Annotated in this window: 21 protein-coding genes and 1 tRNA gene; 11 read left to right on the top strand and 11 right to left on the bottom strand. The window is 71.2% G+C overall.

Annotated features, from left to right (window positions below; genetic code table 11):
- Window positions 1–19: 19 nt before the first annotated feature.
- From ACWCP0_RS06055 to ACWCP0_RS06045, 3 genes are all read left to right on the top strand, one after another.
- Window positions 20–1480 (top strand): peptidoglycan D,D-transpeptidase FtsI family protein, encoded by a 1461-nt coding sequence (locus ACWCP0_RS06055; RefSeq protein WP_451077653.1) that lies wholly within the window; start codon window positions 20–22, stop codon window positions 1478–1480.
- 128 nt (window positions 1481–1608) lie between these two features.
- Window positions 1609–1995 carry a hypothetical protein gene (locus ACWCP0_RS06050; RefSeq protein ID WP_451077750.1) on the top strand — a complete coding sequence of 129 codons (387 nt, stop codon included), beginning with the start codon at window positions 1609–1611 and terminating at the stop codon, window positions 1993–1995.
- Between the two features lie 34 nt (window positions 1996–2029).
- Window positions 2030–2776 carry a hypothetical protein gene (locus tag ACWCP0_RS06045; RefSeq protein ID WP_451077652.1) on the top strand — a complete coding sequence of 249 codons (747 nt, stop codon included), beginning with the start codon at window positions 2030–2032 and terminating at the stop codon, window positions 2774–2776.
- A gap of 151 nt (window positions 2777–2927) precedes the next feature.
- Here ACWCP0_RS06045 and ACWCP0_RS06040 read toward each other — a convergent pair whose 3' ends face one another.
- Window positions 2928–4340 (bottom strand): NCS2 family permease, encoded by a 1413-nt coding sequence (locus ACWCP0_RS06040; RefSeq protein WP_451077651.1) that lies wholly within the window; start codon window positions 4338–4340, stop codon window positions 2928–2930.
- 251 nt (window positions 4341–4591) lie between these two features.
- Here ACWCP0_RS06040 and ACWCP0_RS06035 point away from each other — a divergent pair, with 251 nt between their 5' ends.
- Entirely contained in the window at window positions 4592–5782 is a 1191-nt protein-coding gene (locus ACWCP0_RS06035; RefSeq protein ID WP_451077650.1) for an MFS transporter, read from the top strand.
- Here ACWCP0_RS06035 and ACWCP0_RS06030 read toward each other — a convergent pair.
- Together ACWCP0_RS06030 and ACWCP0_RS06025 are read right to left on the bottom strand one after the other, a co-directional pair.
- On the bottom strand, window positions 5754–6917 hold the full coding sequence (locus tag ACWCP0_RS06030; RefSeq protein WP_451077649.1) for a hypothetical protein: 1164 nt from the start codon (window positions 6915–6917) through the stop codon (window positions 5754–5756). The two genes, ACWCP0_RS06035 and ACWCP0_RS06030, sit on opposite strands and share 29 nt — an antisense overlap.
- A complete protein-coding gene (locus ACWCP0_RS06025) occupies window positions 6914–7879 on the bottom strand; it encodes a 5-dehydro-4-deoxyglucarate dehydratase (protein WP_451077648.1) in 966 nt (321 codons plus the stop codon). The genes ACWCP0_RS06030 and ACWCP0_RS06025 overlap by 4 nt, the downstream gene beginning before the upstream one ends.
- Window positions 7880–8165: 286 nt before the next feature.
- Here ACWCP0_RS06025 and ACWCP0_RS06020 point away from each other — a divergent pair, with 286 nt between their 5' ends.
- The 3 genes from ACWCP0_RS06020 to ACWCP0_RS06010 are packed head-to-tail and all read left to right on the top strand — an operon-like array spanning window position 8166 to window position 10469.
- Window positions 8166–8990 (top strand): NAD-dependent epimerase/dehydratase family protein, encoded by an 825-nt coding sequence (locus ACWCP0_RS06020; RefSeq protein WP_451077647.1) that lies wholly within the window; start codon window positions 8166–8168, stop codon window positions 8988–8990.
- 48 nt (window positions 8991–9038) lie between these two features.
- Window positions 9039–9275 carry a hypothetical protein gene (locus tag ACWCP0_RS06015; protein WP_451077646.1) on the top strand — a complete coding sequence of 79 codons (237 nt, stop codon included), beginning with the start codon at window positions 9039–9041 and terminating at the stop codon, window positions 9273–9275.
- Between the two features lie 36 nt (window positions 9276–9311).
- Window positions 9312–10469, top strand: coding sequence for a TerD family protein (locus ACWCP0_RS06010; protein WP_451077645.1), 1158 nt, complete (start codon window positions 9312–9314; stop codon window positions 10467–10469).
- 78 nt (window positions 10470–10547) lie between these two features.
- On the opposite strand, the gene ACWCP0_RS06005 is transcribed toward ACWCP0_RS06010, so the two are convergent.
- From ACWCP0_RS06005 to ACWCP0_RS05985, 5 genes are all read right to left on the bottom strand, one after another.
- A complete protein-coding gene (locus ACWCP0_RS06005) occupies window positions 10548–10775 on the bottom strand; it encodes a hypothetical protein (RefSeq protein WP_451077644.1) in 228 nt (75 codons plus the stop codon).
- Between the two features lie 34 nt (window positions 10776–10809).
- A complete protein-coding gene (locus ACWCP0_RS06000; RefSeq protein WP_451077643.1) occupies window positions 10810–12393 on the bottom strand; it encodes a TROVE domain-containing protein in 1584 nt (527 codons plus the stop codon).
- Between the two features lie 360 nt (window positions 12394–12753).
- Window positions 12754–12849, bottom strand: a tRNA-Met gene (locus ACWCP0_RS05995).
- Between the two features lie 21 nt (window positions 12850–12870).
- The gene (locus ACWCP0_RS05990) at window positions 12871–14346 is read right to left on the bottom strand and encodes an alkaline phosphatase PhoX (RefSeq protein ID WP_451077749.1); all 1476 of its coding nucleotides are present in this window, start codon (window positions 14344–14346) and stop codon (window positions 12871–12873) included.
- Window positions 14347–14970: 624 nt separating this feature from the next.
- A complete protein-coding gene (locus tag ACWCP0_RS05985; RefSeq protein WP_451077642.1) occupies window positions 14971–16464 on the bottom strand; it encodes a hypothetical protein in 1494 nt (497 codons plus the stop codon).
- 196 nt (window positions 16465–16660) lie between these two features.
- Here ACWCP0_RS05985 and ACWCP0_RS05980 point away from each other — a divergent pair, with 196 nt between their 5' ends.
- Complete coding sequence (locus ACWCP0_RS05980; RefSeq protein ID WP_451077641.1) at window positions 16661–18511, top strand: endonuclease/exonuclease/phosphatase family protein; 1851 nt, start codon at window positions 16661–16663, stop codon at window positions 18509–18511.
- 17 nt (window positions 18512–18528) lie between these two features.
- On the opposite strand, the gene ACWCP0_RS05975 is transcribed toward ACWCP0_RS05980, so the two are convergent.
- Together ACWCP0_RS05975 and ACWCP0_RS05970 are read right to left on the bottom strand one after the other, a co-directional pair.
- The gene (locus ACWCP0_RS05975; protein ID WP_451077640.1) at window positions 18529–19245 is read right to left on the bottom strand and encodes an antibiotic biosynthesis monooxygenase; all 717 of its coding nucleotides are present in this window, start codon (window positions 19243–19245) and stop codon (window positions 18529–18531) included.
- 88 nt (window positions 19246–19333) lie between these two features.
- Window positions 19334–20005 (bottom strand): hypothetical protein, encoded by a 672-nt coding sequence (locus ACWCP0_RS05970; protein ID WP_451077639.1) that lies wholly within the window; start codon window positions 20003–20005, stop codon window positions 19334–19336.
- A gap of 40 nt (window positions 20006–20045) precedes the next feature.
- On the opposite strand from ACWCP0_RS05970, the gene ACWCP0_RS05965 reads away from it, so the two are divergent.
- Window positions 20046–20537, top strand: coding sequence for an N-acetyltransferase family protein (locus tag ACWCP0_RS05965; RefSeq protein WP_451077638.1), 492 nt, complete (start codon window positions 20046–20048; stop codon window positions 20535–20537).
- A 92-nt stretch (window positions 20538–20629) separates the two neighbouring features.
- A complete protein-coding gene (gene dapA / locus ACWCP0_RS05960; protein WP_451077637.1) occupies window positions 20630–21598 on the top strand; it encodes a 4-hydroxy-tetrahydrodipicolinate synthase in 969 nt (322 codons plus the stop codon).
- On the opposite strand, the gene ACWCP0_RS05955 is transcribed toward dapA, so the two are convergent.
- The gene (locus ACWCP0_RS05955) at window positions 21501–21971 is read right to left on the bottom strand and encodes a site-specific integrase (RefSeq protein WP_451077636.1); all 471 of its coding nucleotides are present in this window, start codon (window positions 21969–21971) and stop codon (window positions 21501–21503) included. The two genes, dapA and ACWCP0_RS05955, sit on opposite strands and share 98 nt — an antisense overlap.
- Before the next feature lie 556 nt (window positions 21972–22527).
- Here ACWCP0_RS05955 and ACWCP0_RS05950 point away from each other — a divergent pair.
- Window positions 22528–23775 carry a zinc-dependent alcohol dehydrogenase family protein gene (locus tag ACWCP0_RS05950; RefSeq protein ID WP_451077635.1) on the top strand — a complete coding sequence of 416 codons (1248 nt, stop codon included), beginning with the start codon at window positions 22528–22530 and terminating at the stop codon, window positions 23773–23775.
- The last annotated feature ends 119 nt before the right edge of the window (window positions 23776–23894 follow it).

The following is a 23894-nucleotide window of genomic DNA, read 5'->3' as shown; positions in this document are numbered from 1 at the left end:
CCGCTCGTCCCTCCGTGGGATGAACAGGACAATCAGGCGCGCCGCGGTCTTCAGTCTGCTCCTGGTGCTCGCCCTGCTGGTGCGGGCCACCTGGCTGCAGGCGTACCGGGCCGAGGCCCTCGCGGACGACAAGCACAACCGGCGGAACACCGTCGCACAGTACGCGCAGCCGCTCGGCGACATCGTCGTGGCCGGGTCGCCGGTCACCGGCTCGAAGAGAACGGAGGGCAGCGATCTCGCGTACAAGCGGACGTACACGAACGGCGAGCTGTACGCACCCGTCACCGGCTACAGCTCGCAGGCCTACGGCGCCACCCAGCTCGAGGGCATCTACGGCGACGTGCTCGACGGCACCGACAACCGTCTGAAGAGCCCGCTCGACGTGCTCACCGACAAGCAGGCTCAGCCCGGTGACGTCCTCACCACGATCGACCCGGCCGTGCAGAAGGCCGGTTTCGAGGCGCTCGGCGACAAGAAGGGTGCTGCGGTCGCGATCGACCCGAAGACCGGGCGGATCCTGGGGCTGGTGAGCACGCCGTCGTACGACCCCTCGACGATCAGCGGCACGACGGACGGTGACGCCTGGCAGGAGCTCACCGGCGACAAGGACCAGCCGATGCTGAACCGGGCGCTGCGGCAGCCGCTGCCGCCGGGCTCGACGTTCAAGCTGGTGGTCGCGGCGGCGGCGCTTGAGGACGGGCTCCACTCCTCGGTGGACGAGCGGACGGACAGCCCGTCCCCGTACACGCTGCCGAACACCCGGACCGTGCTGGAGAACGAGAACAAGTCCGCGCCGTGCGAGAACGCGACGATCCGCACGGCGCTGCAGTACTCCTGCAACAACGTCTTCGGGAAGATGGCCGCCGACCTCGGGCAGGACAAGGTCCGGGCGATGGCGGAGAAGTTCGGCTTCAACGACAGCGAGCAGGACGTACCGGTGCGCGCCACGAAGAGCGTGTATCCGTCGGACATGGACAGCGCGCAGACCGCGCTGACCGGTATCGGCCAGTTCGATGTGACGGCGACTCCGCTGCAGATGGCGATGGTGTCCGCCACCCTGGCCAACGACGGTCTGCTGGTGTCGCCCCATATGGTCTCGAACGTGGTCGACGCGGACGGCGACACTCTGCAGAGCTACGAGGACGCCGACTCCGAGCGGATCGTGTCCTCCGCCACGGCGGAGCAGCTGCGCAGCGCCATGGTCACGGTCGTGGAGGACGGCACGGGCAGCAACGCGCGGATCGACGGCGCCGAGGTGGGCGGCAAGACGGGCACGGCCCAGCACGGCGAGAACAACAGCAAGACGCCGTACGCCTGGTTCACGTCGTACGCCAAGGCCGCGGGCCAGGAGGGAGCGACGGGCAAGGAGGTGGCGGTCGCGGTGATCGTCGAGGACTCGGGCGCGGCGCGCTCGGAGGTCAGCGGCAACGGGCTGGCGGCGCCGATCGCGGAGCGGATGATGAGGGCGGCGCTCAAGTAGCCCCCGGTCGCGGGCCGGGGCGGGGCACACGGTATGCAGGGGTCCTTCACGGGTGACCACCCGTCAACCCCCTTTGCCTGCGGAGGACTTCTGTGCGCGCCCTGCCCCGATCCCTGTCCGGCTGGACCATGGCGGTGTTCGGTATCCTCGCCGCCGCCCTCGGTGTGGTGGGACTGATCGCCCCCGACGCCCTGCTCAGCCTCATGGGATTCGAGCCCATACCCGACTCGGGCCGCGCGGATGGCGACCACACCCTGGTCTTTCTCACCGCGTCCTCGATGGCCGCGGTCAATATGGGCGTCTACTACATCCTGGCGTCCCTTGCCGACTGGAAGCCCTTCTTCCGCTGGACGGTCCCCTTCCGCCTGCTGACCTGCACGGTCTTCACCCTCGCCGTGATCGGCGGACGCGCCCCGTCCGGCTTCCTGGGCGTGGGCCTGTGGGAGGGCGTGGGCGCGCTGGTGACGGGCGCAGCGCTCCGATATGAGGGCAGGGGCGCCCGGCAGCCCGCGTGACGCCTGCGGCCAGGGCGCCTGCCAGAATGCGCCCATGACAGCCCGGGCGACCGACTGGTCGCAGCTCTCGCACGCGTACGGCTCCGCCGAGGACATACCCGGCCTCTTCGCCCGGCTGGGCGGCGACAAGGACGGCCAGGTCTGGCAGGACCTGTGGTCGGCGCTCTGTCATCAGGGGTCCGCCTACGAGGCGAGCTACGCGGCGCTGCCCGTGCTCGCCGACATCGCGGCGGGGCGCGCCCCCGGCGAGCGCGAGCAGGCGGTGCTCCTCGCCGGCGCGATCATGGCGAGCGAGGACGGGCCGTCCGGCGCGGGGGACGAGCACGAGCGATACGCGGACGAGATCGCCGAGTTGCTGCGTATCGCGGAGGAACTGCTCGCCGCTGCCACCGACCCGGACGCCGCTGCCGACTTCGTCCACTACCTGGAGTCCGTGCTCGCCTTCGAGGACGTGCCCGTCTGGTCGTCGCGGCTCGAGGGTCTCTTCGAGGGCGAGTACGAGGTCGACTGCCCCGTCTGCTGGTCGGACCTGTTCGTCGCCTTCGCGGAGTACGGGACGTTCGCCTCGGCCGGGGACTACGTCACCGCCGACCCGCCCAAGGCGGCCCTGCACCCGGCCGAACCGGCGGAGCTCGACGGCATCGCGGCACGGCTGCACGGCCTGGCACGCGATGCGGGCCAGACGGGCATCGCCCGGGGGTTGACGTATCTCTTCGGGCGGGCGACCTGCCCGGACTGCGAGACGGTGTTCCCGGTGTCCCCGCAGGTCGCGGCGCGCTGACCGGCCGGCGAGACGATCGACCACACCGATCAGGCACGCGACGCCGTGGACCGCGTGGTGCGGTCCGTGCCGGGGCACCTGCGGAGCTGAGGCGGCCCCGGCCCCGCGGATGCTCCCCGGCCGATGGCCAGGGCCTGTCTTCCGGATCCCGCTAGCCGATACCCAGAAGCTGCTCGATCGGGCCGATCGCGAAGTACACGACGAACAGCGCCGCCGTGCCCCACAGCAGCCAGTGCACCTCGCGCGCCCTGCCCAGCACCGTCTTGAGGACGACGTAGGCGAGGAACCCTGCGCCGATTCCGTTGGTGATCGAGTACGTGAACGGCATCACGACGATCGTCAGGAACGCCGGAATGGCGATCTCGTACCGCTCCCATTCGATGTGCCGGACCTGTGTCATCAGCAGGAAGCCGACCACGACCAGCGCGGGGGCCGCGGCCTGGGCGGGAACGACCGTGGCGAGGGGGGTGAGGAACAGGGCGAGGCCGAAGAGCGCGCCGGTGACCAGGTTGGCGACGCCCGTGCGGGCGCCCTCGCCGACGCCGGCGGCCGACTCGATGTAGGACGTGGCCGAGGAGGCGGAGGCCGCGCCGCCCACGGCCGCGGCCGCGCCGTCGATGAGCAGCACCCTGCCCAGGTTCGGGACATCGCCGTTCTCGTCGAGCAGCCCGGCCTCGTTGGAGACGCCGACGACCGTGCCCATGGTGTCGAAGAAGTCGCTGAGGACGAGGGTGAAGACGAGCAGGACGATCGTGATGACGCCGACCTGCTCGAAGGCGCCGAAGAGGCTGAAGGAGCCGACGAGACCGAAGTCCGGTGCGGCCACGATGTCGTCGGGGACGCTGGGAACGGTCAGTCCCCAGGCGAGCGGGGCGATGTCGGCGATCGCGTCGATGACGATCGCGACGACCGTCATCGTGACGATCGAGATGAGGATCGCGCCGCGCACCTTGCGCACCATCAGCGAGATGGTGAGCAGGACGCCCAGGCAGAAGACGAGCACCGGCCAGCCGGACAGGTGCCCCTCGGCGCCGAGTTGCACGGGCACGGTCCCGGTGTCGCCGGGGATACGGGTCACGAAGCCCGCGTCGATGAAGCCGATGAAGGCGATGAAGAGTCCGATGCCGACGCTGATCGCCTGCTTCAGCTGCTGCGGGATGGCGTGCATGATGGCCTCGCGCAGCCCGGTGACCACCAGGACACAGATGACGATGCCCTCGATGACCACCAGGCCCATCGCGTCGGGCCAGCTCATCAGCGGCGCGATCTGGTAGGCGACGACGGCGTTGAGGCCGAGCCCGGCCGCGATGGCGATCGGGAGGTTGCCACCGAGACCCATGATCGCGGTCATCACGGCGGCCACGAGCGCGGTGACCGTCACGAGCTGGTGGGTGGAGAGTTGTGCGCCGAACTTGTCCTGGGCGCCGCCCAGGATGATCGGGTTGAGCACGAGAATGTAGGCCATCGTGAAGAACGTGGCGAAGCCGCCTCGTACCTCACGAGCGAGGGTCGACCCGCGTGCGCTGATCTTGAAGTAGCGGTCGACGGCAGGGGGCAGCGGCATGGGCTCTCCTCGCGGGTGACGGTCCTGCGGGTGCTGGTGGTGGCTGGATTGTTCCCACCGATGAGGCCCTTCAGGTTTTCTCCGGGTTACGTCGGCTGTGCTACGTCAGCCGTGTTGCGTCAGCCGTGTTACGTCAGCTGTGCTACGTCAACCGTGTTACGTCAGATCGTCCGCCGCTAAGGATCCGGCGCGCCGGAAAGTAGGTCACCTGCCCCACCCGGCCGGACCGCACCCGCTGCCACGATGCCCGGATGGGCAAGGTCATGGTCATCAGGGACCGCACCGCGGGGCTCTGTCTCGCCGGCATCGTCGCGTCCGGCTTCGGGACGACCGCCATGTGGCTGGTCTCCGGCATCTGGGTCAAGTCCCTGACCGGCTCGGACAGTCTCGCGGCGCTGACAGTCTTCGCCATGTGGGCGCCCTCGCTCGCCGGGCCGCTGCTCGGAGCGGTCGCCGACCGGGTCCGCAGGCGGCCGCTGCTGGTCGCGGTGAACACCGCCCTGGCGCTGTTGCTCCCGTCGCTGCTGCTGCTCGACTCCGCGGACCGGGTGTGGCTGCTGTTCTGCGTCCTCGCGGTCTACGGGACGTGCGGCGTCGTCCAGGACGCGGCGGAGGCCGCCCTGCTCGCGGGCGCGGTCGACCGGCGGCTGCTCGGGGACTTCAACGGGCTGCGGATGACGGCGAACGAGAGCATGAAGCTCATCGCGCCGCCGGTCGCGGCCGGGCTCTTCGCCCGTTACGGCGGGGCGTCGGTGGCGTTGCTCGACGCGGCGACATTCGCGCTGGCAGCCGGGATCTTCGCGCTGCTGCGGGTACGGGAGGAGAAGCCGGCCCGGCCAGGGCGCGGGTGGGCGGGCACGGCGGAGGGGGCGCGTTTCCTGTGGCGCTCGCCCGTGCTGCGCCCGTTGGTGCTGGCGGGCGGCGCCACCATGCTGCTCGCCGGGCTGAACGGCGCGCTGCTGTTCGCGGTCGTCGACGAGGTGCTGGGGCATGCGCCCACGTTCGTGGGGGTGCTGTACGGCGTGCAGGGCGCCGGGTCCGTACTGGCCGGGCTGCTCTCCGGGCCCCTGCTGCGGCGGCTTCCGGAACGGGTGTACGCGGCGGCCGGCATCGCGCTGTTCGCCGTGGCGGTGGCGGGGCGTTCGATGCCGTACGACGCGGTGGCGATGGTGTGCAGCGGGGCGGTCGGGTTCGGGCTGCCGTGTGTGCTGGTCGCGGCGATGACGGCGGTGCAGCGGGAGACACCGGACACGGTGCTCGGACGTACCGCCGCGACCGCCCAGACGCTCGTGTTCGTCCCGAACGCGGTCGCGCTGGCACTGGGCGCGGGGCTGGTCGCGGTGGTGGACGTCCGGGTCATGCTGACGGTCGTCGGGGCGCTGGGCGTGGCGGCGGCCGTGGCGCTTGTGACGGTCAGGCGAGCTGTGCCAGCGCGTCCTTGACGGCCGCCAGGTCCTGGTCACCGGCCAGCCCCGCATGGTACAGCCGCAGTTCGGTCGCCCCGAGGGATGCGGCGCGGGCGGCGTCGGCGGCGAGCGTGCCCGGGCTGCCGCCCATGCCGCCGACCACCGTGAAGTTGGCGGCGACGACGGACGTCTCCGAGGCGTGCCGGGCGAAGGGCGGCACCAGCTGCGCCCCGCCCGTGCACGGTACGACCACGCCGTCGGCGAGGCCGAGGATGTGCGTGGGGTCGACCCCGGCGTTCGCCCCGCAGTGGTACGCCACCGGGTCCGCGTGCAGCAGCACCTGGAAGCCCTCGGGCGCGGCGGCCCGTACCGCCGCGACAACGGCCTCCTGGAGGGTGCGCGCGGTCCGCGTACGGAACTCCATGGTGACGGCGGCCGGTTCGGCGCCCAGCAGCTTCTCGAGGGGGATGTCGGCGGGCGCGCTCCCCCGCCACACCGGTTCCAGCGCCTCGCGCACGCCCGCGCTCAACTCGTCCGGGTCCACGCCCTGCGCGGCGTACCCGTCCCGGCAGACGGGGCAGAAGCACAGCGACATGGCGTACTGGGCGGCTTCGCCGAGCCCGACTCCGGCTGTCTTGTCGTGGGCGTGCAGATGGGCGAGCCCGTACCAGCCGCAGGACTCGAGCTCGGTGCCGCGCGCCCCCGGCCGTACCGCCGCCTCGGCCGCGAGGCCGAGCAGATACGCGCGGACGGCGGGCTGGGCGATGCAGGGCGCCCAGGGGTAGCGGTCGCCGTAGGCGTTGACGACGCAGATGCCTGGATGCTCGGCGCCCAGGCGGGAGTTGTGGGCGAGGACGACCCAGGTGTGCACGTCGAGCCCGGCGGCCGCGAGGACCTCGGCGGCCTGCCCGTACGCGTCGCCCGGCGCCCAGGCGCCCGCCGCGTACGGACGCAGCGGGCGCCCCGCCCAGCGCTCCTCGTCCGGCGGGTAGAGCACCGAGGCGTGCTCGGCGGTGACGACGCGGTGGCGGGGGTGGCGCGGGGTCAGGGCGCGCGTGGAGTGGTAGGCGGAGGCGAGGGTGACCTGCCGGACGCCGAGGCCGGCGATCCGGGCGGGGGCGTCGGGGTCGCCGACGATGTCCCAGGGGTAGACGAAGGCGCCCGCTCTCACTCGGCCGCTCCGTCCGCGAGGAGGGCGTAGCCGCGTTCGACGATGTCGGCGAGCTCCTTGATGTGGTCGGCGGTCGGCTCGCTGAGCGGGGGCCGCACCTCTCCGACGTCCTGTCCGCGCAGCCGCACCGCGGCCTTGACGAGCGAGACGGCGTATCCGTTGCGCCGGGCACGGAGTTCGACGAGCGGGCGGTAGAAGCCGTCGAGGAGGCGTTCGACCGTCGCGTCGTCGCCGGTGGTCAGGGCGCGGTGGAAGGCGAGCGCGATCTCGGGGGCGAAGCAGAAGACGGCGGAGGAGTAGAGGGTGATGCCGATGCCGCGGTAGGCGAGGCCGGTGAGTTCGGCGGTGGGCAGCCCGTTGAAGTAGAGGAAGTCGCGCCCGGGGGCTTCGGACCCGGCTGCCGCGGTGCGGACGGCGCTGACGATGCGCTGCATCAGATCGAGATCGCCGTACCCGTCCTTGAGGCCGATGATGCCGTCGACGGCGGCGAGCTCGACGACGGTCTCGGGCGTGAACACGGCGTTGTCGCGCTGGTAGACGATGACGTCGAGCGCCGTGGCGGCGGCGAGCGCGGTGTAGTGGCGCAGCAGCCCTTCCTGGTCGGCGACGACGAGGTAGGGCGGCATCGCGAGGATCCCGTCGGCGCCCGCGTCCTCGGCGAGCTTCGCGTACCGGATCGCGAGGGCCGTGCCGTATCCGGCGCCCGCGACGACGGGGACCCGGCCGGCGGTCTCCTCGACGGCCGCGGCGACACAGTCGCGGAACTCCTCCGGGGTGAGCGCATGGAACTCGCCGGTGCCGCAGCAGGCGAAGACGGCGGCGGCGCCGGCCTCGACGCCGGATCGCACATGGGCGCGGAAGGCGTCGAGGTCGAGGCCGCCGTCGGGTCCGTACGCGGTGACCGGGAAGAACAGCGGCCCGTTGGCACGGGTCAGTCGGGCGGCGAGCGGGGCTGAGGACACGGGCGCTCCCTGGGCCGTGCACCGAGCGATCAGGGCTCGTGCATCAATCTGATTGATGTCTATATTTCTGAACGCCGCCACGCTATGGCAGCCGCAAGGGGGAGGTCAAGCCGGGCGACCGCAACTCGAATGACGGAAAAACGCAACTGAGAGACGGAGTCCCGTCCCGGACGGAACACTTGACGGTGCGTGGAGCACGTCCCTAGCTTGTCCACGCATGTGAATGCCGTCTACGGATCAGACCATGTCGCACGCCAGACCCGCATCGCGTCGAGGGGAACCACCCATGCCCGCACCCCGCACCGTCCTGCTCACCGGCGCAGCCGGCGGCCTCGGCACCCTGATGCGGGGTCTGCTGCCCGCGTACGGCTACGAGCTCCGGCTCTTCGACATGACCCCCATCGAGGGGGAACGGGACGCGGTCACCGCCGACCTTGCCGACCGGGACGCGCTGCGCGAGGCCGTACGGGGCGTCGACGCGATCGTCCATCTGGCAGCCATCTCGCTGGAGGCCTCCTTCGAGGAGATCCTCCGCGCCAACGTCGAAGGCACGTACCACCTGTACGAGGCGGCCCGCGAGGCGGGCGTCAGGCGCGTGGTCTTCGCCTCCAGCAACCACGCGGTCGGCTTCACTCCGCGCCCGCGCGGAGGCACACCCCTTGATACGGGCGCGCTGATCCCGGTCGACACCCCCCACCGCCCGGACACGTACTACGGCCTGTCCAAGTGCTTCGGCGAGGACCTCGCCCAGCTCTACTGGGACCAGCACGGCATCGAGACCGTCTCGGTCCGGATCGGCTCCTGCTTCCTCGAGCCCAGCAGTGTGCGGATGCTGTCCGTCTGGCTGAGCCCGGGCGACGGCGCCCGCCTCTTCCACGCGGCGCTCACGGCGGAGGACGTCGGTCACACGGTGGTCTACGGCTCCTCCGCCAACACGCGGCTGTGGTGGGACCTCTCGACGGCGCGTGCGCTCGGGTACGAGCCGCAGGACGACTCCGAGCAGTTCGCGGAGAAGCTCGTCGCCGAACAGGGTGAGCTCGATCCGGACAACCCGGACCACACATACCTGGGCGGGCACTTCGTGACGAACCCGCCTCGCTGGCCGCACTGAGGCGATATTCGCGTGCCGCGTACCGGCAGCCGGGGCAGTATGCGGGCCATGCCCAGACCTTCAGGTTTCCGCTACGTCCGCCACGGCGACGGCAGCGTCGTCCTCACCCACCACGGCCGGGCCGCGGGCACCCTGCGCGCCGCCCGTGCGGAGAAGTTCCTGGCGGAGGTGGAGTCGGGGGACGAGCAGCTGGTGATGGCCCGCTGGACCGGTGCCTACCGCTTCGGGAACGAGCGGACGGCCCGTCGGCACCCGAGGAACCAGGACCGATTCGGCCGAAGGTAAGGGAACGGCAAAGCGGTGTCGCTCGTTACCCCAGGCATGACAGCTATGACCCCCGGCTCGAACATCCCCCTGACCACCGCACGCGTGGCGGTGGACGTCGCCGCTCCGGTGCGGCTCGACGTATCGGGCCTGCTGCTCACGGCCGACGGCAAAGTGCGCTCCGACGACGATTTCATCTTCTACAACCAGCCGGCGGGCCCCGGCGTGACCCACCGCTCCGGCGGCGGCGCGGCGCCCGACGCGATCATCGTGGACACCGCGTCCGTCCCGCCCGGAATCGAGAAGATCGTGGTCACGGCGAGCCCGGATGCCGCAGGCCAGACCTTCCAGGGCATCGAGCCCACGGCCACGATCCGCAACGCCGACGACAGCTCGGTGCTGGCGACCTTCACCCCGCCCCGGCTGGGCGCGGAGACTGCGCTGGTGATCGTGGAGATCTATCTGCGCAACGGCGCGTGGAAGGCCCGCGCGGTCGGCCAGGGGTATGCGAACGGGCTGGCGGGCATCGCCACCGACTTCGGCGTCTCGGTCGAGGAGGAGCCGGCCGCGGCTCCCGCCCCCGCGCCGGCGGCCGCACCGGCAGCCGCACCGGCACCCGCCCCCGCGCCCGGCGCCGGAAAGATCAACCTGGACAAGGGTCGCGTCAGCCTCCAGAAGAACCAGACCGTCTCCCTGGTCAAGGGCGGCCGCCCGCTGCTCTCCCAGGTCAAGATGGGTCTCGGCTGGGAGCCCGCGTTCCGTGGCAAGGACATCGACCTGGACGCGTCCGTGATCGCGTACGGTCCGCAGCGCAACCACCTGGACAGCTGCTACTTCGGCAAGCTGTCCATCCTGAACGGTGCGATCAAGCACTCCGGCGACAACCTCACCGGCGAGGGCGCGGGCGACGACGAGGTGATCGTCGTGGACCTGGGCCGTATCCCGGCCGAGGCGACGGGCCTGGTCTTCACGGTCAACTCCTTCTCCGGCCAGAAGTTCACCGAGGTCGCGAAGGCGTACTGCCGGCTGATGGACGCCGCGACGGGCGAGGAGCTGGTGCGCTTCGACCTGACCGGCGCGGAGCCGCAGACCGGCGTCATGATGGCCAAGCTCATCCGCCAGTTCTCCGGCGAGTGGGAGATGACCGCGATGGGCGAGTTCGTGAAGTCCCGCACGGTCCGCGGCATGGTCAAGCCCGCCGCCCAGGCGCTCTGAGGCGCCCACGCGGCGGTACAGGCACGCAGACCGGGTCCTGGGGTCGCCGCGGGTGCGGCGGCCCCAGAACCGGCCTGGTCAGAGTTTGGCCAGTTTGGTGAACGGGCTCAGGATTCTTCCCTGTCGTCCCGCGAAGTCGATGAGGACGGCGTCGCCGCCCTCGACTGCGATGACTCTTCCGAGGCCGAACTGATCATGCGAAACCCGGTCTCCGACCTCGAACTGCTCGATCGGAGGGCTGACCGGGGTGGGGCGGTTGAAGGGACTGGAGGGCAGGTGGCGCCGGGATCCGGCTGACTTTGTCATTACCCGAAGTATGCGCCCTCGGGCCACTGTCGGTTCAAGCCCCCACCCACGGCCACTTTGCGTCACGACCGGCCTCCAGCAGCGGCACCATCCGAAATGCCGCGTCCGTCAGACCCCCGAAAGTATGCCTGTTACCCGTGCCGGAGGGGCCGTGACCTGCGCGGTAGCCCGCCAGATTCCAGGTGTAGACGGGAATGCCCGCCGGCACCTGCCCCGTCGGATCGCCGTGGTGGCTGTACATCGCCTGCTCGTCGGTGACAATCAGCACCCGGTCGTGCCTGCGGTAGTGCTTGCGCACCGCCTCGGTGGTGTCGGTGCCGCCGAGGTCCCCGAAGCGCTCCAGCACCTTGAGCACCGACTCGCCCCGCCGGTACTCCACGGGCCGGCTGCTCGTCCCGAACTCGACCAGATCCGCATCGGCCGCCCGCATCGCCAGCGCCGTACCGAAGATCGCCGCCGCGTCCGCCCGGTTCAGATCCGAGCGGTCGGACAGCCGCGACCACATCGAGCCGGAGCGGTCGACCAGGATCAGGGTCCGCCCGGGCAGCTCCGGCACGCGTCCGAGCGAGTGTCCGAGCGCCTTCTCCAGCGGGTACGACCAGCGCAGCGACGGGGCATGCCGGTACGCGGCCAGGTAGCGGAACGGAAACTGCCGCGAGGCCGCGACCACTTCCGGGTCCGAGATCTTCGCGGCGACGCGCGCCGCGGCCTCGTCCGAGACCCCGGCCTCGTCGAAGTTGCGCAGGTTCCGTACGAGCGCCATCGCACCCATGGACGGAATCACGGCCTCCCAGGCCGCCGCGTCCATCGGCCCCTGCAGCCATCCGGCCAGCGCCTCCCACGTCATCCCGGCCTCGGCCAGCCGCTCGGCACCGTCCGGCCCGGTGACCGCGGCACGCCGCTCCGTCACCGGCAGCGCCATCAGCGCCCGGTGGGCGGTGAGCGTACGGTTCGAGGCGGGCGGGACGGCCGTGTCCGGGTGGTACCGGCGGTCCAGGGCGTACTGGAACAGCTCGCCCTGCCACGGCTTGTCGGGGTCGGGCGAGGCGTGCACGAGGTTCAGGATGTCGCCGAAGCGGTAGCCCTTGGCGGCGGTGTCGTACTTCAACAGCGACGTGCCGTTGTAGAGGCGGCGTACGGCATCGGCGACACCGCGCTTGACGGGCTTCGGCACGGCGCGCCCGTACTGCGAGGTCCAGTAGCCGAGCAGCTCACCGGGCTCGTCCGCGCGCCGCAGCACGGACGCGACGACCTGCCGGTTCGCGGGGCCCTCGGTGACGCCCGCGTCCAGCCGGGCCTTCACGTACTCGGCGGCGCCGACGAGCGAGGCCGTGCGCATGTTGGCGTCGCCCCGCAGCCAGCCGAGCAGGCCCGCGGTCCACGCGGGGTCCTCGACGGCGAGCGTGCGGACGAGGGCGGCGAAGCGGCCGTCCCGGGTGTCGCCGGTCTCGTAGAAGGTCTGCTGCGAGACGAAGTTCGCGAGGGCAAGCAGAAAAAGCTCGGACCTGGCGTCGCGAAGGTGTCCCAGGCCGCCCTGGTGGGTGACGGTGGTGCGCCCGGTCGTCCTCACGGGCGAGGCCGCGCGGGGCCGGGTCGTACGGGTGTTGAAGCGTGCCATGTGAATTCCCCCGAATTCATGGATTCCAGAGGAAGCGCAGCACGTAGAGGGGCGCCCGAGATCAGGAGTCGGCGACGGTGCCTATGTCCGGTGCTCTGTCCGATTGAGCTACACGCCTCCTGAAGACGTGACGGGACTCGAACCCGCAACCTCCAGATCCCGAAGTATCCGTTGCCTGCGCACCGGGCACCCTCATCGCATGCTGAGCCTCCCGAGATCAGGACGGCTGCGGTACGGATTCGATGCAAACGAAGTAACCGCGGCCTGCGCACCGGGAGGTGCATGAAGTTGTGGCGTCCAGAGGACAGTTCGGCGGAACCGACGTGTGGTGCTCCGACCCCTGAGCTACACCGGCACGAGTACCGGCGACGGGACTCGAACCCGTGACCTCCCCGTTATGAGCGGAAGCAGGTCCTGCCTGCGCACCTGGACATGGATCACTCTAGGGACGCAGGCAGGGCTCGTGCCAAGGGTTTTTCAGCGGGCCCGCTTCCACGGGCCCGTGATGGCGAGCATGATCCCCGGAGTCTGGATGCTGGCGAACAGCGTCCGGCCGTCGGGCGAGAAGACGACGCCGGCGAACTCGCTGTACTCCCGCTCCTCCTCGGTGCCGATGTTCAGCTCGTTGCGGGCGATCGGGTACGTACGCCCGCGCTCGGTCGCGCCGAAGAGGTGCTGGACGCCCTCCCCGTCCTCGGCGATGATCAGGCCGCCGTAGGGCGAGACGGTGATGTTGTCGGGGCCGTCGTACGCGCCGTCCTGCGACGGGTCCGCGTTCACACCGAGCAGCAGCTTGAGGGTCAGGGTCCGGCGCCGCGGGTCGTAGAACCAGACCTGGCCGTCGTGCGCCTGTCCCGGGCTCTCGTCGCGGGCGTACGAGGAGACGATGTACGCGCCGCCGTCCGCCCACCACATGCCTTCGAGCTTGCGGGCCCGGGTGACCCCGGCATCGCCGAACTGCTTGCGCACCGGCACGGTCTTCGCGTCACGGTCCGGGACGTCGACCCAGTCCACGCCGTACACCGTGCCGGTCTTCGTGGCGCGGGACAGATCGTCCACGAAACGGCCGCCCGCGTCGTAGCACTTGGGCGCCTGGAGCCTGCCGGCGTCCTCGGGAATGTGGCGCAGCCGGCCGCGGCCGTGCTGGAAGCCTGTCGGCGGGACCCAGCGGTAGAAGAGGCCGTTGGGCCCGGAGGCGTCCTCGGTGAGGTAGGCATGGCCGCGCTTGGTGTCGATGACGACGGCCTCGTGCTCGTAGCGGCCGAAGGCCTTGATCGGCAGGGGGTGGCGGTTGGCACGGCGGTCGTAGGGGTCGACCTCGAAGACGTAGCCGTGGTCCTTGGTCATGCCGTTCTCGCCGGCCCGGTCGGCGGTCTCCTCGCAGGTGAGCCAGGTGCCCCACGGAGTGCGGCCGCCCGCGCAGTTCTGCGAGGTGCCGGAGATGCCGACCCACTCGGCCGTGCGGCCGTCGCGGTGGACCTCGACGACGGTGCAGCCGCCGGCCGCGGTCGGGTCGTAGACGAGGCCGTCGGCGAGCGGGACGGGGTACTCGTAGTTCGTGCGCGGGCCCTTGAGCTCGTGGTTGTTGACGAGGAGGGTGACGCCGCGGGGGCCCTCGAAGGTGGCCGTGCCGTCGTGCTTGGCGGGGGTGAACTCGCCCGACTCCAGCTTGGTGACACCGCTGTGGGTGACGATGCGGTACGAGAACCCGGCGGGGAGGGCGAGGATGCCCTTCGGGTCGGAAATCAGGGGGCCGTAGCCCGGGCCGTGGGTGTCGCCGTGGCCGTGGCCGTGGCCGTCGCCGCGGGTCGCCTCCGCGGCCGTCCCCTCGGCGTTGTCCTCGGCGGCGAGCGCGCCGGGTGCAGTGGCGAGTGCGCCGACGGCACCGGTGAGGGCGACTCCCGCGCCGGTGAGCGCGGACTGTCGGGTGAACTCCCTGCGGCTGAGCGGCATCGCGGTCTCCTGCGGGAAGGTGGTGGCATGGTGCCTGGAGGTCGGGCGGTGCGGCGGTGCGGGTCCTGCGGTCTGCGGTCTGCGGTCTGCGGTCTGCGGGGCAACGCTCCCGCTCACGCATAAACGCCAGTTGAACACCGCGCGACATCACACGGCACCGACAGACCCGCTTCCGTGAACCCGCCCACCCGGGCGCCTTCGGTGCCCGTCCGGCCTTGGAGGACGGGCACCCGGGTCAACCGGACGGTACCGGTGAGCGACCGGGTGTCCAGGGGGCCTTGCCCTCGTTCCGGGAGCAGGCGACCACATGTGCCGGCCGCTCCAGGCGCCGCGAGAAGCACGAACCGGGGAGGAGCCCTCGCAGCAGGGTCGGGGGAGAGTCCCGGAAGACACAGAGCCGCTCTGGCGGGCCCCGCGCCGCAGGGCACAGGAAGTCTCCACGCGGCCGGGGCGGCGCGCCGCAGGGCCTCGGGCAGTCCCGCAACGGGGGTTCGGGGCCGAGACCCGGACCGGGGGCCGAGAGCTTGCCCCGCGCGCGGCGGAGCCGCGCATCGACACAGCCGCGCATCGACACAGCCGGGAAGGGGCAGGGAGGGCAAAGGCTCCGCGCAGCAGTGCCCGGCGCTACGCCTCCGGCCGCGAGCGCGCCTTGAAGGCCGCCTTGCGCGCGTCCTTCGCCGTCGTCCTGTCGCGGTGCAGCCGCCCCATCGCCTCCAGCACGTCCGCCGTCGCCGGATGCTCCACCCGCCACGCGGCCTCGAAGAACCCGCTGTGCCGTCCGACGAGCCCTTCCACGAGGTCCTGCAGCTCCTCCAGGTCGCCCTCGACGTCGAGCTGCGCCGCGATCGTGTCGATGGCGAGCCAGAAAATCATGGATTCCGGCGGCGCCGGCACGTTCTTCGCGCCCCGCTCCGCGAGCCACACACGCGCGAGTCCGCCGAGTTCCCGGTCGTCGAGGACGTCGCGCACCGCGGGCTCGGCGTCCGCGCCGAGGAGCGACAGCGCCTGCTGGCAGTGCAGCCGCCGCAGCGGAGCGCCGCGGTCCGCGCCGCGGGCGGCGCTGAGCAGGTCCCTGGCCGCGTCAGCGGGTTCGCGCCTGGCGAGCCACGCCACGGTCTCCGCGCGCGCCGCCGCCTCCGGGTAGTGGGCCACCCCGTCGAGCAGCGCGTCGGCGGCCCTGCCGACGAGGTCACCCACCGCCGGCGCGACCGCTCCGGCCTCCAGCATCCGGGCCCGTACCCCGTACAGCCCGAGCGGCGTCAGCTTCACGAGCCCGTACCGCGAGACGTCCTCGTCGTCCCCCTGCGGCGCGCCTTCCGCGCCCTCCGCGCGCTCCTCCACCATCAGCGCCTCGTCGACCGGCCGGTACTCCACCAGCCCGATCGGCTCCAGCAGCCGGAACTGGTCGTCCAGCCGCATCATCGCGTCGGACACCTGCTCGAGGACGTCGTCGGTGGGCTCCCCCATGCCGTCCGGCACGACCACCGATGCGGCAAGGACAGGCAGCGGCACCGGGCCTTCCCCGGCCCCGCCCTCCGTGGCGGTGAGCAGGTAGAGGTTGGCGAGCACGCTCTCGAGGGACTCGGCCTCCGCGTCGGGGTTCCAGCCGAGGGCCTCGAAGTCGATCCCGCCGTCCTCGTCGACGAGTTCGGACAGGTCGTCGAGGGCGGGTGCGATCGCGTCGGCGAAGACCACGTCGAAGGCGTCCTGCCAGAGCGCGAGCACGTCCTGCGGGCTGCCGCCGGTGATCAGCGACAGATTGCCGCCCGTGGTGACGGTGCCCAGCCCGGCGTCCTTGTCCCCGTCCCTGCCCTCTCCCTCCTCGTCGGGGTCGATGACCTCGACGAGGCCCGTGTCCACGGCGACCCGCCACGCCTCGCTGGCGTCCGCCGCTCCGTCCTCGTCCGCCCGGAGCCCCAACGCCTCCGCAGCCGCGGGAAGTTGCTCGTCCACGAGTTCCCCGCCCGCACCGACCCTCGTCTCCTGCCCGGCCCAGCGCGCGAGGCGTACGGCCCGGGACAACAGCGGCGTGCCCAGCGCGTCGCGCGCCAACTCCGTCTCCGAGTGCAGTCGCACCGGCGGCAGGGCGGGGCGTCCGGAGGGGCGGTCTCCTGGCATCTGGTGGCTCTCCTCGGCTTGCGCGTACCGGCTCGGGGCGGCACCCAGCGTAGACGCATTTCACCCGAAGCCTTCCGGTTCATGAACGCGTCAACCCCCGTATACCTGACAGGTCTTGACAAGTGGCGTGCCGTGCCAAGAGATTGACGCGCGTAGACATTCGAACCACCCCTCACCCTCACTCCGGAGTTCTCCGATGCCTTCGATACCGAGATCTGCCGCCGTCGCATCCGTCGTGGCCATCGCCCTGGCCACCGGCCTGCTCGCCGGTTCCTCCTCGGCCGCCGCCGACGCCGACGTCTCCACTGCCACGGCCGGCGTACGCATTCACGACATCCAGGGCACCACCCGCGTCAGCCCGCTCGTCGGGCAGCAGGTCACGGACGTCGAGGGCATCGTCATCGGTGTCCGTACGTACGGCTCCTCGCGCGGCTTCTGGATCCAGGACACCCAGGCGGACGCGAACCCGGCCACCAGCGAGGGCATCTTCGTCTTCACCGGCTCGACCCCGACCGTCGCCGCCGGCGACGCGGTGAAGGTCTCGGGCACCGTCGGCGAGTTCGTCCCGGGCGGTCTGAGCTCCGGCAACCAGTCGCTGACCCAGATCTCCAAGCCGACCGTCACCGTGGTGTCCTCCGGCAACGCCCTGCCCGAGGCCGTGACCGTCTCCGGCTGGACCGTCCCGCCGGCGTACGCGCCCGCCGGCGACCCGGCCGCCGCGAACAGCATCAACGCGCTGCCGCTCGCGCCCCGTTCGTACGCCCTGGACTACTACGAGTCGCTCGAGGGCAGCAACGTGCGCATCGGCACCTCACGCGTCGTCGGCGCCACGGACCCGTTCGCCGAGCTGTGGGTGACGGTGAAGCCCTGGGAGAACCCGACCTGGCGCGGCGGCACGCGCTACGGCTCGTACGACTCCCAGAACACCGGCCGGCTGCAGATCCAGTCGCTGGTCCCGCTCGCCCAGCAGCCGTTCCCGAAGGCGAACGTCGGAGACGTGCTGTCCGGGACGACCGAAGGACCGCTGGACTTCAACCAGTTCGGCGGCTACACGATCACCGCCCGCACCCTCGGCACGGTCGTGGACCGCGAGCTGGAGCGCGAGTCGACGCGCCCGCAGCACCGTGGCGAGCTGGCGATCGCCACGTACAACGTGGAGAACCTGGACCCGTCCGACCCGCAGGAGAAGTTCGATACGCTGGCGAAGGCGGTCGTCGACAATCTCGCCTCGCCGGACATCCTCGCCCTGGAGGAGATCCAGGACAACAACGGCGCCACCAACGACGGGACGGTCGCCGCCGACGAGACGGTCAAGAAGTTCACGGACGCGATCGCGGCCGCCGGCGGCCCGGCGTACGAGTGGCGCACGGTCGACCCGGAGAACAACAAGGACGGCGGCGAGCCCGGCGGCAACATCCGCCAGGTGTTCCTCTTCAACCCCGAGCGGGTCTCCTTCACCGACCGCACGGGCGGGACCGCGACGGCCGCGACCCGTGTCGTCCAGGAGCGGGGCCGCGCAGCCCTGACCCTCTCCCCCGGCCGGATCGACCCGGCGAACACCGCCTGGGAGAGCAGCCGCAAGCCGCTCGCCGGCGAGTTCGTCTTCCGCGGCCGCACGGTCTTCGTCATCGCCAACCACTTCGGCTCGAAGGGCGGCGACGAGGGGCTGACCTCGCACCACCAGCCGCCGGTCCGCTCCTCCGAGGCCAAGCGCCTCCAGCAGGCGCAGGCCGTCAACACCTTCGTCAAGGACATCCTGAAGGTGCAGCAGAGTGCCGATGTCGTGGTCCTCGGCGACATCAACGACTTCGAGTTCTCGGAGACGACGAAGGCGCTCACCGACGGCGGGGTGCTGTACCCGGCGATCAAGTCGCTGCCGCGCGGGGAGCGTTACTCCTACGTCTACCAGGGCAACAGCCAGGTCCTCGACCAGATCCTGACGAGCCCGTCGATCGACGACTTCAGCTACGACAGCGTGCACATCAACGCGGAGTTCGCTGACCAGAACAGCGACCACGACCCGCAGGTGCTGCGCTTCCGCCCGTAGGCGTCGTGCACCGTGCGCTACACGCCCGCGCTCATGCCGAGTGCGGGCGTGTAGCGCGTCACGCGGCTGCCCGTGAGCCCCGGATAGTGCTGTACGCGCTCCCACTGCTCGGTGCGCGAACCGATGCCGTCGCCGGGGGCCTCGAGCGCCTCCTGGTGCGCCCGGGCACTCTCCCACTCGGCGTAGTTGACGACCCGGGTGCCGTCCGTACGGATGTGGAAGTGCGCCGCCATGCCGCCGGGGTGCGTGTACGGATCGCTCTCCAGGGCGGCGAACACGGCGTCGACCCAGGCGCGCAGGCGCGCCGTGTCCGGGCCGTCGAAGTCGACCTCGACGATGACGACACAGCCCGGGACCCGCTGGTCGCCCGGGGCGCGCCGGCCGCTGCGGTAGAGCTCGTGGGCGTGCAGCCCGAACCGCTCGATGCCGGGCACGGCGGCGTCGACCTCGGCGTTCCACTCCACCTCGAAGGCGCTTCGGGTGCGCTGGAACTCGTGGAAGGCGTCGTCGCCCGCCCACTGCGTGTAGTGCAGCAGGGCCTCTCCGTCGTCACTCGCGTACACGCTGTAGGACAGCAGCCCCGGATCCGGCCAGCCGCGGCGCTGCCAGGCGGCGGCCGTCGCCTCGACGGCGGCCTTCTGCCGTTCGGGCGAGCCGACGCGCCAGCTGCTGATCCCGATCGCGCCGACACCGGGGCGGGTGAGGTCGGGAACGGGGGAAAACTGCACGCTCATGAGGGTCCTCCTCGGCCGTCGCACCCGTGCGGCGCGTCGCTTCGACGACCATCGTGAAACCTCGACCAAGGTTGACGTCAATGCCGGGTCAGCCTCCGGCCCCCACGTCGTTGTTCGGGGCGCCGTCGCCGACGGGCGGGAGATCGCCACGTTCCACCGGCGATGCGGGGGCCGCCGGCTCCGCGGGCAGGACCGCGTCCAGCTCGGTGTCGTCGGCGCGGTGGGCGGACTCGACGGCGCGGCGAAGGGTCGCGCGGTCCACGGAGCGGTCGGCGGCGACCTGGACGACGTGGCCGCCCTCGTCACGGGCGTACTCGTGCCGCTCCGGTGTGCTGCGGTACCAGGCCGGGCCGTCCTGCTCGCAGGTCACCGGGGCACCTGACGCCGAATCCACCGGGCGGGAGGGGCAGTTGGCACCGGTGAGGGAGCCCCGGTCCACGACGAGACGGATCTGCGCGGAGTCGGACGGCGAGACGTACGTGCTCTGGAAGCCGTCGTGGCCGGCGGGACCGACGGACTGCTTCGCCGGCTCGAACCCGTCCACGTCGGTCACGTAGATCAGCTCCATCGCGGACCCGATCGCACGGGCGCGGGCCTCCAGGGCGGAGCGGTCGCCGGTAGGCGCCGGGGCGCCTACCGTGGCGGAAGGCGCCGCGCCGTCGGCGGCGGGCGGTCCGCCCACCCGTTCCGTACCGCAGGCGGCCAGAGCGAGCAGCACGGGGAGCGCGGCGAGCGCGGCGAGGCGCGCGGCACGGATCATGCACCTATCCTGCCCCGGCGACGAACACCAGTGCGCCCTCATGGCACACTCCGCCATGATCTTCCGCCCCGCCACCCGCCGGGAACTCCCGGCGGTCCTCGCGCTCCTCGCCGACGAGGACACGGTCGTCGACCCGGCCTCGGTCGTCGTCGACGAGGGGTACGAGCGGGCGTTCGCCGCCATCGAGCGGGACGACCGCAACGAGATGCCGGTCCTGGTGGACAGGGGCACGGTCGTGGGCTGTCTGCAGGCGACGTACATCCCGGGCCTCGGCAGACACGGCGCCGAGCGGGCCCTGATCGAGGCCGTGCGGATCCGGTCCGACCGGCGCGGCGCCGGTCTCGGCCGGGAGCTGTTGTCCCGTGCCGTGGAGCGGGCCCGCGAACGCGGCTGCGCGCCGGTCCAGTTGACGAGCAACAAGCGGCGCGCGGAGGCGCACCGCTTCTACGCGTCCCTCGGCTTCGCGCGCAGCCACGACGGGTTCAAGCTGTCGCTCCGAGCATCAGGAGCGCCGGATCGGCTCGGGGGGTGACCGGGCCGCCGGCCCACTCTTCAGCATTTCTTGCCCTTCACCCCGAGCAGAACTAAGTGGAACTTCACGGCCGGGCGGCCGACACTGCGACCATGACCACACAACGCCCTCAATCCACCCGGCGCCCACGTCCCTTCGGCCGTGCCCTGTGCGCGATGATCACGCCCTTCACGGCCACGGGCGACGTGGACCTGGCCGGAGCGCAGAAGCTCGCCGCTCATCTCGTCGCCGAGGGCTGCGACGGGCTCGTGCTGAACGGCACGACGGGCGAGTCCCCGACGACCACCGACGCGGAGAAGACCACGCTCGTCAGGGCGGTACGGGAGGCGGTGGGCGACCGGGCGAGCGTCGTGGCCGGGGTCGGCAGTGCGAGCACCCGGCACACCGCCGCGCTGGCCCGGGCCGCGGAGGCCGCGGGCGCCGACGGGCTGCTCGTCGTCACGCCCTACTACAGCCGGCCGCCGCAGGCCGCCGTCGAGGCGCACTTCCTCAGCGTCGCGGACGCGGTGGGCGTTCCGCTGATGCTGTACGACATCCCGGGGCGCACCGGCACCCGCATCGAACCGGAGACGATGCTGCGCCTCGCCGGGCACCCGCGGATCGTGGCCGTGAAGGACTGCGCGTACGACCTGCTCGGCAGCACGAAGGTGATCGCCGGGACCTCGCTCGCGTACTACTCGGGCTGCGAGGAGCTGAACCTGCCGCTGTACGCGGTCGGCGGCGCCGGCTTCGTCAGCACGGTCGCCAACGTCGCGCCGCGCCCGCTGCGTGCCGTGCTCGATGCGTTCGACGCGGGCGGTACGGCGGAGGCCGCCCGGCTCAACGGCGTGACGCTCCCGCTCGCCGAGCTGATGATGGCGTCCGGGCTGCCGGGGACGGTGACGACGAAGGCGCTGCTCGAGGCGCTGGGTCTGCCCGCCGGTCCGGTCCGGGAACCGCTGCAGCCCGCCGACCCGGAGAGGGTCAGCGGGCTGCTGGCGGCGTACGAGGCGGTGCGGGCGGGCGGTAGCACCACCCCGGACCCTGGTCAGGGCCCGCCCGGGGATCCGAGCCCCGGATGAGCTTGACCTGCCGGACGACGCGCACCGTACCGCCGAGGAAGTCGATGTCCTCAAGAGCCAGACCGAAGATCTCGCCTTGCCGAAGGCCGCAGCCCGCCCCCAGCGACACCATCTCCTGGTAGGCGTCCGGCAGTGCCTCGTGCATGGCCATGACGCGGTCGACGGACCACGGCTTGACCTTGCGCCCGTCGAGGGACGGCGCCCGAACCGAGCGGGCGCGGCATGGGTTCTCGGCGATGATCCGGTCTTCCACAGCAGCCGTGAACACGGCCGACACGTTGGCGAAGATGGACCGCCGGTAGGAGGCCGCGCGTCCGGTCTCCTCCAACTGCCGCATCCAGGCGCGCAGATGTGAGGGCCGGAACGCCGCCATGGGGCGGTCACCAAGGTACGGAAGCGCGTGGACACCCTCTGTGGCTGGGGCGGTCGGCTCCACGACTTTAGCCGGCCACTTTGGCGCGAGCCTCGAAGATCATGGCCCCAACGTCGTGCTTTACCGGGCAGCTCAACAGACTGCCCGACGCGCCGGAAGCTTACGGGGCCATGATCACTCGCGCCAAAGCAGCTCCCGGCCAAAGTCGCTACGCCGACCTCGCTCCTTCGCCTGCAGCAATACGGACCGGCGACCAGGTGGAGCCGTCGGAGGCTGGATTGCAGAGCCTGTCAGGGGCGCCTAGCGTGATGTCGGGGACTCCAGGGGCTCTCGGGTGCGGTGCGTGCGGCGGACTTGGCAGGGCATGCGCCCGGGGTCCAGTCCATCGAGGTGATCAATGATGACTGACAGCACACTGACGCTCGTCAAGAATCTCGCCGACACCTTCAGGCATCCGATCCGTTCGCCGATCCTCCACCCCGACCTCAGATCAGTTCGCTGCGGCAAGCGGTCGTGATCACGGACCTCATGGACCGCACGAACCCAGCTCGCTCACATGATCATGCTGGGCGAGTCGGTAAAGGCCTCGAGGGGACCTGACGCCGATGACGCACTGCGCACGGGCCTGCTCCGTCGAGAAAGAAACGTCCGAAGCCTGGGCGCCGACGAGGATGCCGCCATCGGCATTGTTCCTGTCCAGAACGCCCGCCGAGTTCGTCGGGCGCTGAGAGGCGAAAGGTCACTCATGCCTCAATCGATGCGCGCGCTCGTAGCCGGAAGGGTTGGCGAGCCGGCCGATGTCCTGCGGCTGGAATCCCGGCCTGTTCCCACGCCAGAAGCCGGTCAGGCGTTGATCCGCGTGAAGGCGACTCCGATTCACGCCAGTGATCTGCACGTGCTGCGTGGCCGCTACGGTTTCTCCCCCGAGTTTCCCACTGTCGGTGGTCACATGGAATGCGTGGGCCGTATCGAGGCCCTGGGCCCGGATACCGAGGGACTGAAGATCGGCGAGCGCGTGGTGGCCGTTGCTGTCCCGGCGATACCCGGGCCCCATGTGGCCGGCACTTGGCAGGAATACCTTGTTGCCGATACACGAAGGCTCCTGCCGGTCCCCGACCATCTGAGCGACTCCAGCGCCTGTCAGCTCGCCGTCAACCCGTTGACCGCGCTGCTACTGGTGACTCGCGAACTCGACGTACGGCCGGGTGAATGGTTGTTGCAGACGGCTGCGGGCTCCACCGTCGGCCGGCTCGTCATTCAGCTGGCCAGGCATCTGGGTATTCGCACGATCAATGTCGTGCGGCGGCGCGATGCCGTCGAGGAGATCAAGGCGCTTGGTGGTGACGAGGTCATTTGCACCGAGGACGAGGACCTGTTGCAGCGTGTGGCCGAGATTGCAGGATCGGCCGGCGTGCGCAAGGCCATCGACTGTGTCGCGGGCCAGGTGGGTGCCCAGGTATCCCAGGCATTGGCTCCGGGAGGAGAGGTCGTGGTCTACGGCGCGCTCTCCACCCATCGGCAGACTGACCCGGCAGCGCTGACGATCCCGCTGCAGGCACGCTCGGTCATCTACGAGACCAAAGCAGTCCGTGGCTTCTGGCTGAACCGCTGGTTCGGCACTGCCTCGCCTGCGGATGCGCTGCGCGCGCTGTCCGAGGTTCGCAGTCTCGTCGCTGATGAAGTGCTGAGCATCCCCCAAGGCGAGCCGTTCCCGCTCGAACGCTTCACAGAAGCCATCGCGTTCGCCGAAGCACCCGCACATGGCGCAAAACCGCTCTTCGTCTTCGAGGACGGCCGGGACTAGGACGACAGGTAGGACGCGGCCCGGCCGGTGCGGCTGCGGTGCGGCTGCGGCGGGGCGAGGCCGACGACGCCCGCGGCGCCGCCCAGCTCGGGCAGACCGCACCGCTCGGTCCGCCGGAC

It is taken from the genome of Streptomyces sp. NPDC001970 (assembly GCF_053594115.1).
The sequence above is the reverse complement of the archived record's forward strand: the minus strand, read 5'-3'. Positions and strand labels throughout refer to the sequence as shown.

Bases quoted from the DNA above. Each gene is read 5' to 3' on its own strand.
- ACWCP0_RS06055 (WP_451077653.1), top strand. From the start codon at position 20: ATGAACAGGACAATCAGGCGCGCCGCGGTCTTCAGTCTGCTCCTGGTG.
- ACWCP0_RS06050 (WP_451077750.1), top strand. From the start codon at position 1,609: ATGGCGGTGTTCGGTATCCTCGCCGCCGCCCTCGGTGTGGTGGGACTG.
- ACWCP0_RS06045 (WP_451077652.1), top strand. From the start codon at position 2,030: ATGACAGCCCGGGCGACCGACTGGTCGCAGCTCTCGCACGCGTACGGC.
- ACWCP0_RS06040 (WP_451077651.1), bottom strand. From the start codon at position 4,340: ATGCCGCTGCCCCCTGCCGTCGACCGCTACTTCAAGATCAGCGCACGC.
- ACWCP0_RS06035 (WP_451077650.1), top strand. From the start codon at position 4,592: ATGGGCAAGGTCATGGTCATCAGGGACCGCACCGCGGGGCTCTGTCTC.
- ACWCP0_RS06020 (WP_451077647.1), top strand. From the start codon at position 8,166: ATGCCCGCACCCCGCACCGTCCTGCTCACCGGCGCAGCCGGCGGCCTC.
- ACWCP0_RS06015 (WP_451077646.1), top strand. From the start codon at position 9,039: ATGCCCAGACCTTCAGGTTTCCGCTACGTCCGCCACGGCGACGGCAGC.
- ACWCP0_RS06010 (WP_451077645.1), top strand. From the start codon at position 9,312: ATGACAGCTATGACCCCCGGCTCGAACATCCCCCTGACCACCGCACGC.
- ACWCP0_RS06005 (WP_451077644.1), bottom strand. From the start codon at position 10,775: ATGACAAAGTCAGCCGGATCCCGGCGCCACCTGCCCTCCAGTCCCTTC.
- ACWCP0_RS06000 (WP_451077643.1), bottom strand. From the start codon at position 12,393: ATGGCACGCTTCAACACCCGTACGACCCGGCCCCGCGCGGCCTCGCCC.
- ACWCP0_RS05990 (WP_451077749.1), bottom strand. From the start codon at position 14,346: ATGCCGCTCAGCCGCAGGGAGTTCACCCGACAGTCCGCGCTCACCGGC.
- ACWCP0_RS05985 (WP_451077642.1), bottom strand. From the start codon at position 16,464: ATGCCAGGAGACCGCCCCTCCGGACGCCCCGCCCTGCCGCCGGTGCGA.
- ACWCP0_RS05980 (WP_451077641.1), top strand. From the start codon at position 16,661: ATGCCTTCGATACCGAGATCTGCCGCCGTCGCATCCGTCGTGGCCATC.
- ACWCP0_RS05975 (WP_451077640.1), bottom strand. From the start codon at position 19,245: ATGAGCGTGCAGTTTTCCCCCGTTCCCGACCTCACCCGCCCCGGTGTC.
- ACWCP0_RS05970 (WP_451077639.1), bottom strand. From the start codon at position 20,005: ATGATCCGTGCCGCGCGCCTCGCCGCGCTCGCCGCGCTCCCCGTGCTG.
- ACWCP0_RS05965 (WP_451077638.1), top strand. From the start codon at position 20,046: ATGGCACACTCCGCCATGATCTTCCGCCCCGCCACCCGCCGGGAACTC.
- dapA (WP_451077637.1), top strand. From the start codon at position 20,630: ATGACCACACAACGCCCTCAATCCACCCGGCGCCCACGTCCCTTCGGC.
- ACWCP0_RS05955 (WP_451077636.1), bottom strand. From the start codon at position 21,971: ATGGCGGCGTTCCGGCCCTCACATCTGCGCGCCTGGATGCGGCAGTTG.
- ACWCP0_RS05950 (WP_451077635.1), top strand. From the start codon at position 22,528: ATGATCATGCTGGGCGAGTCGGTAAAGGCCTCGAGGGGACCTGACGCC.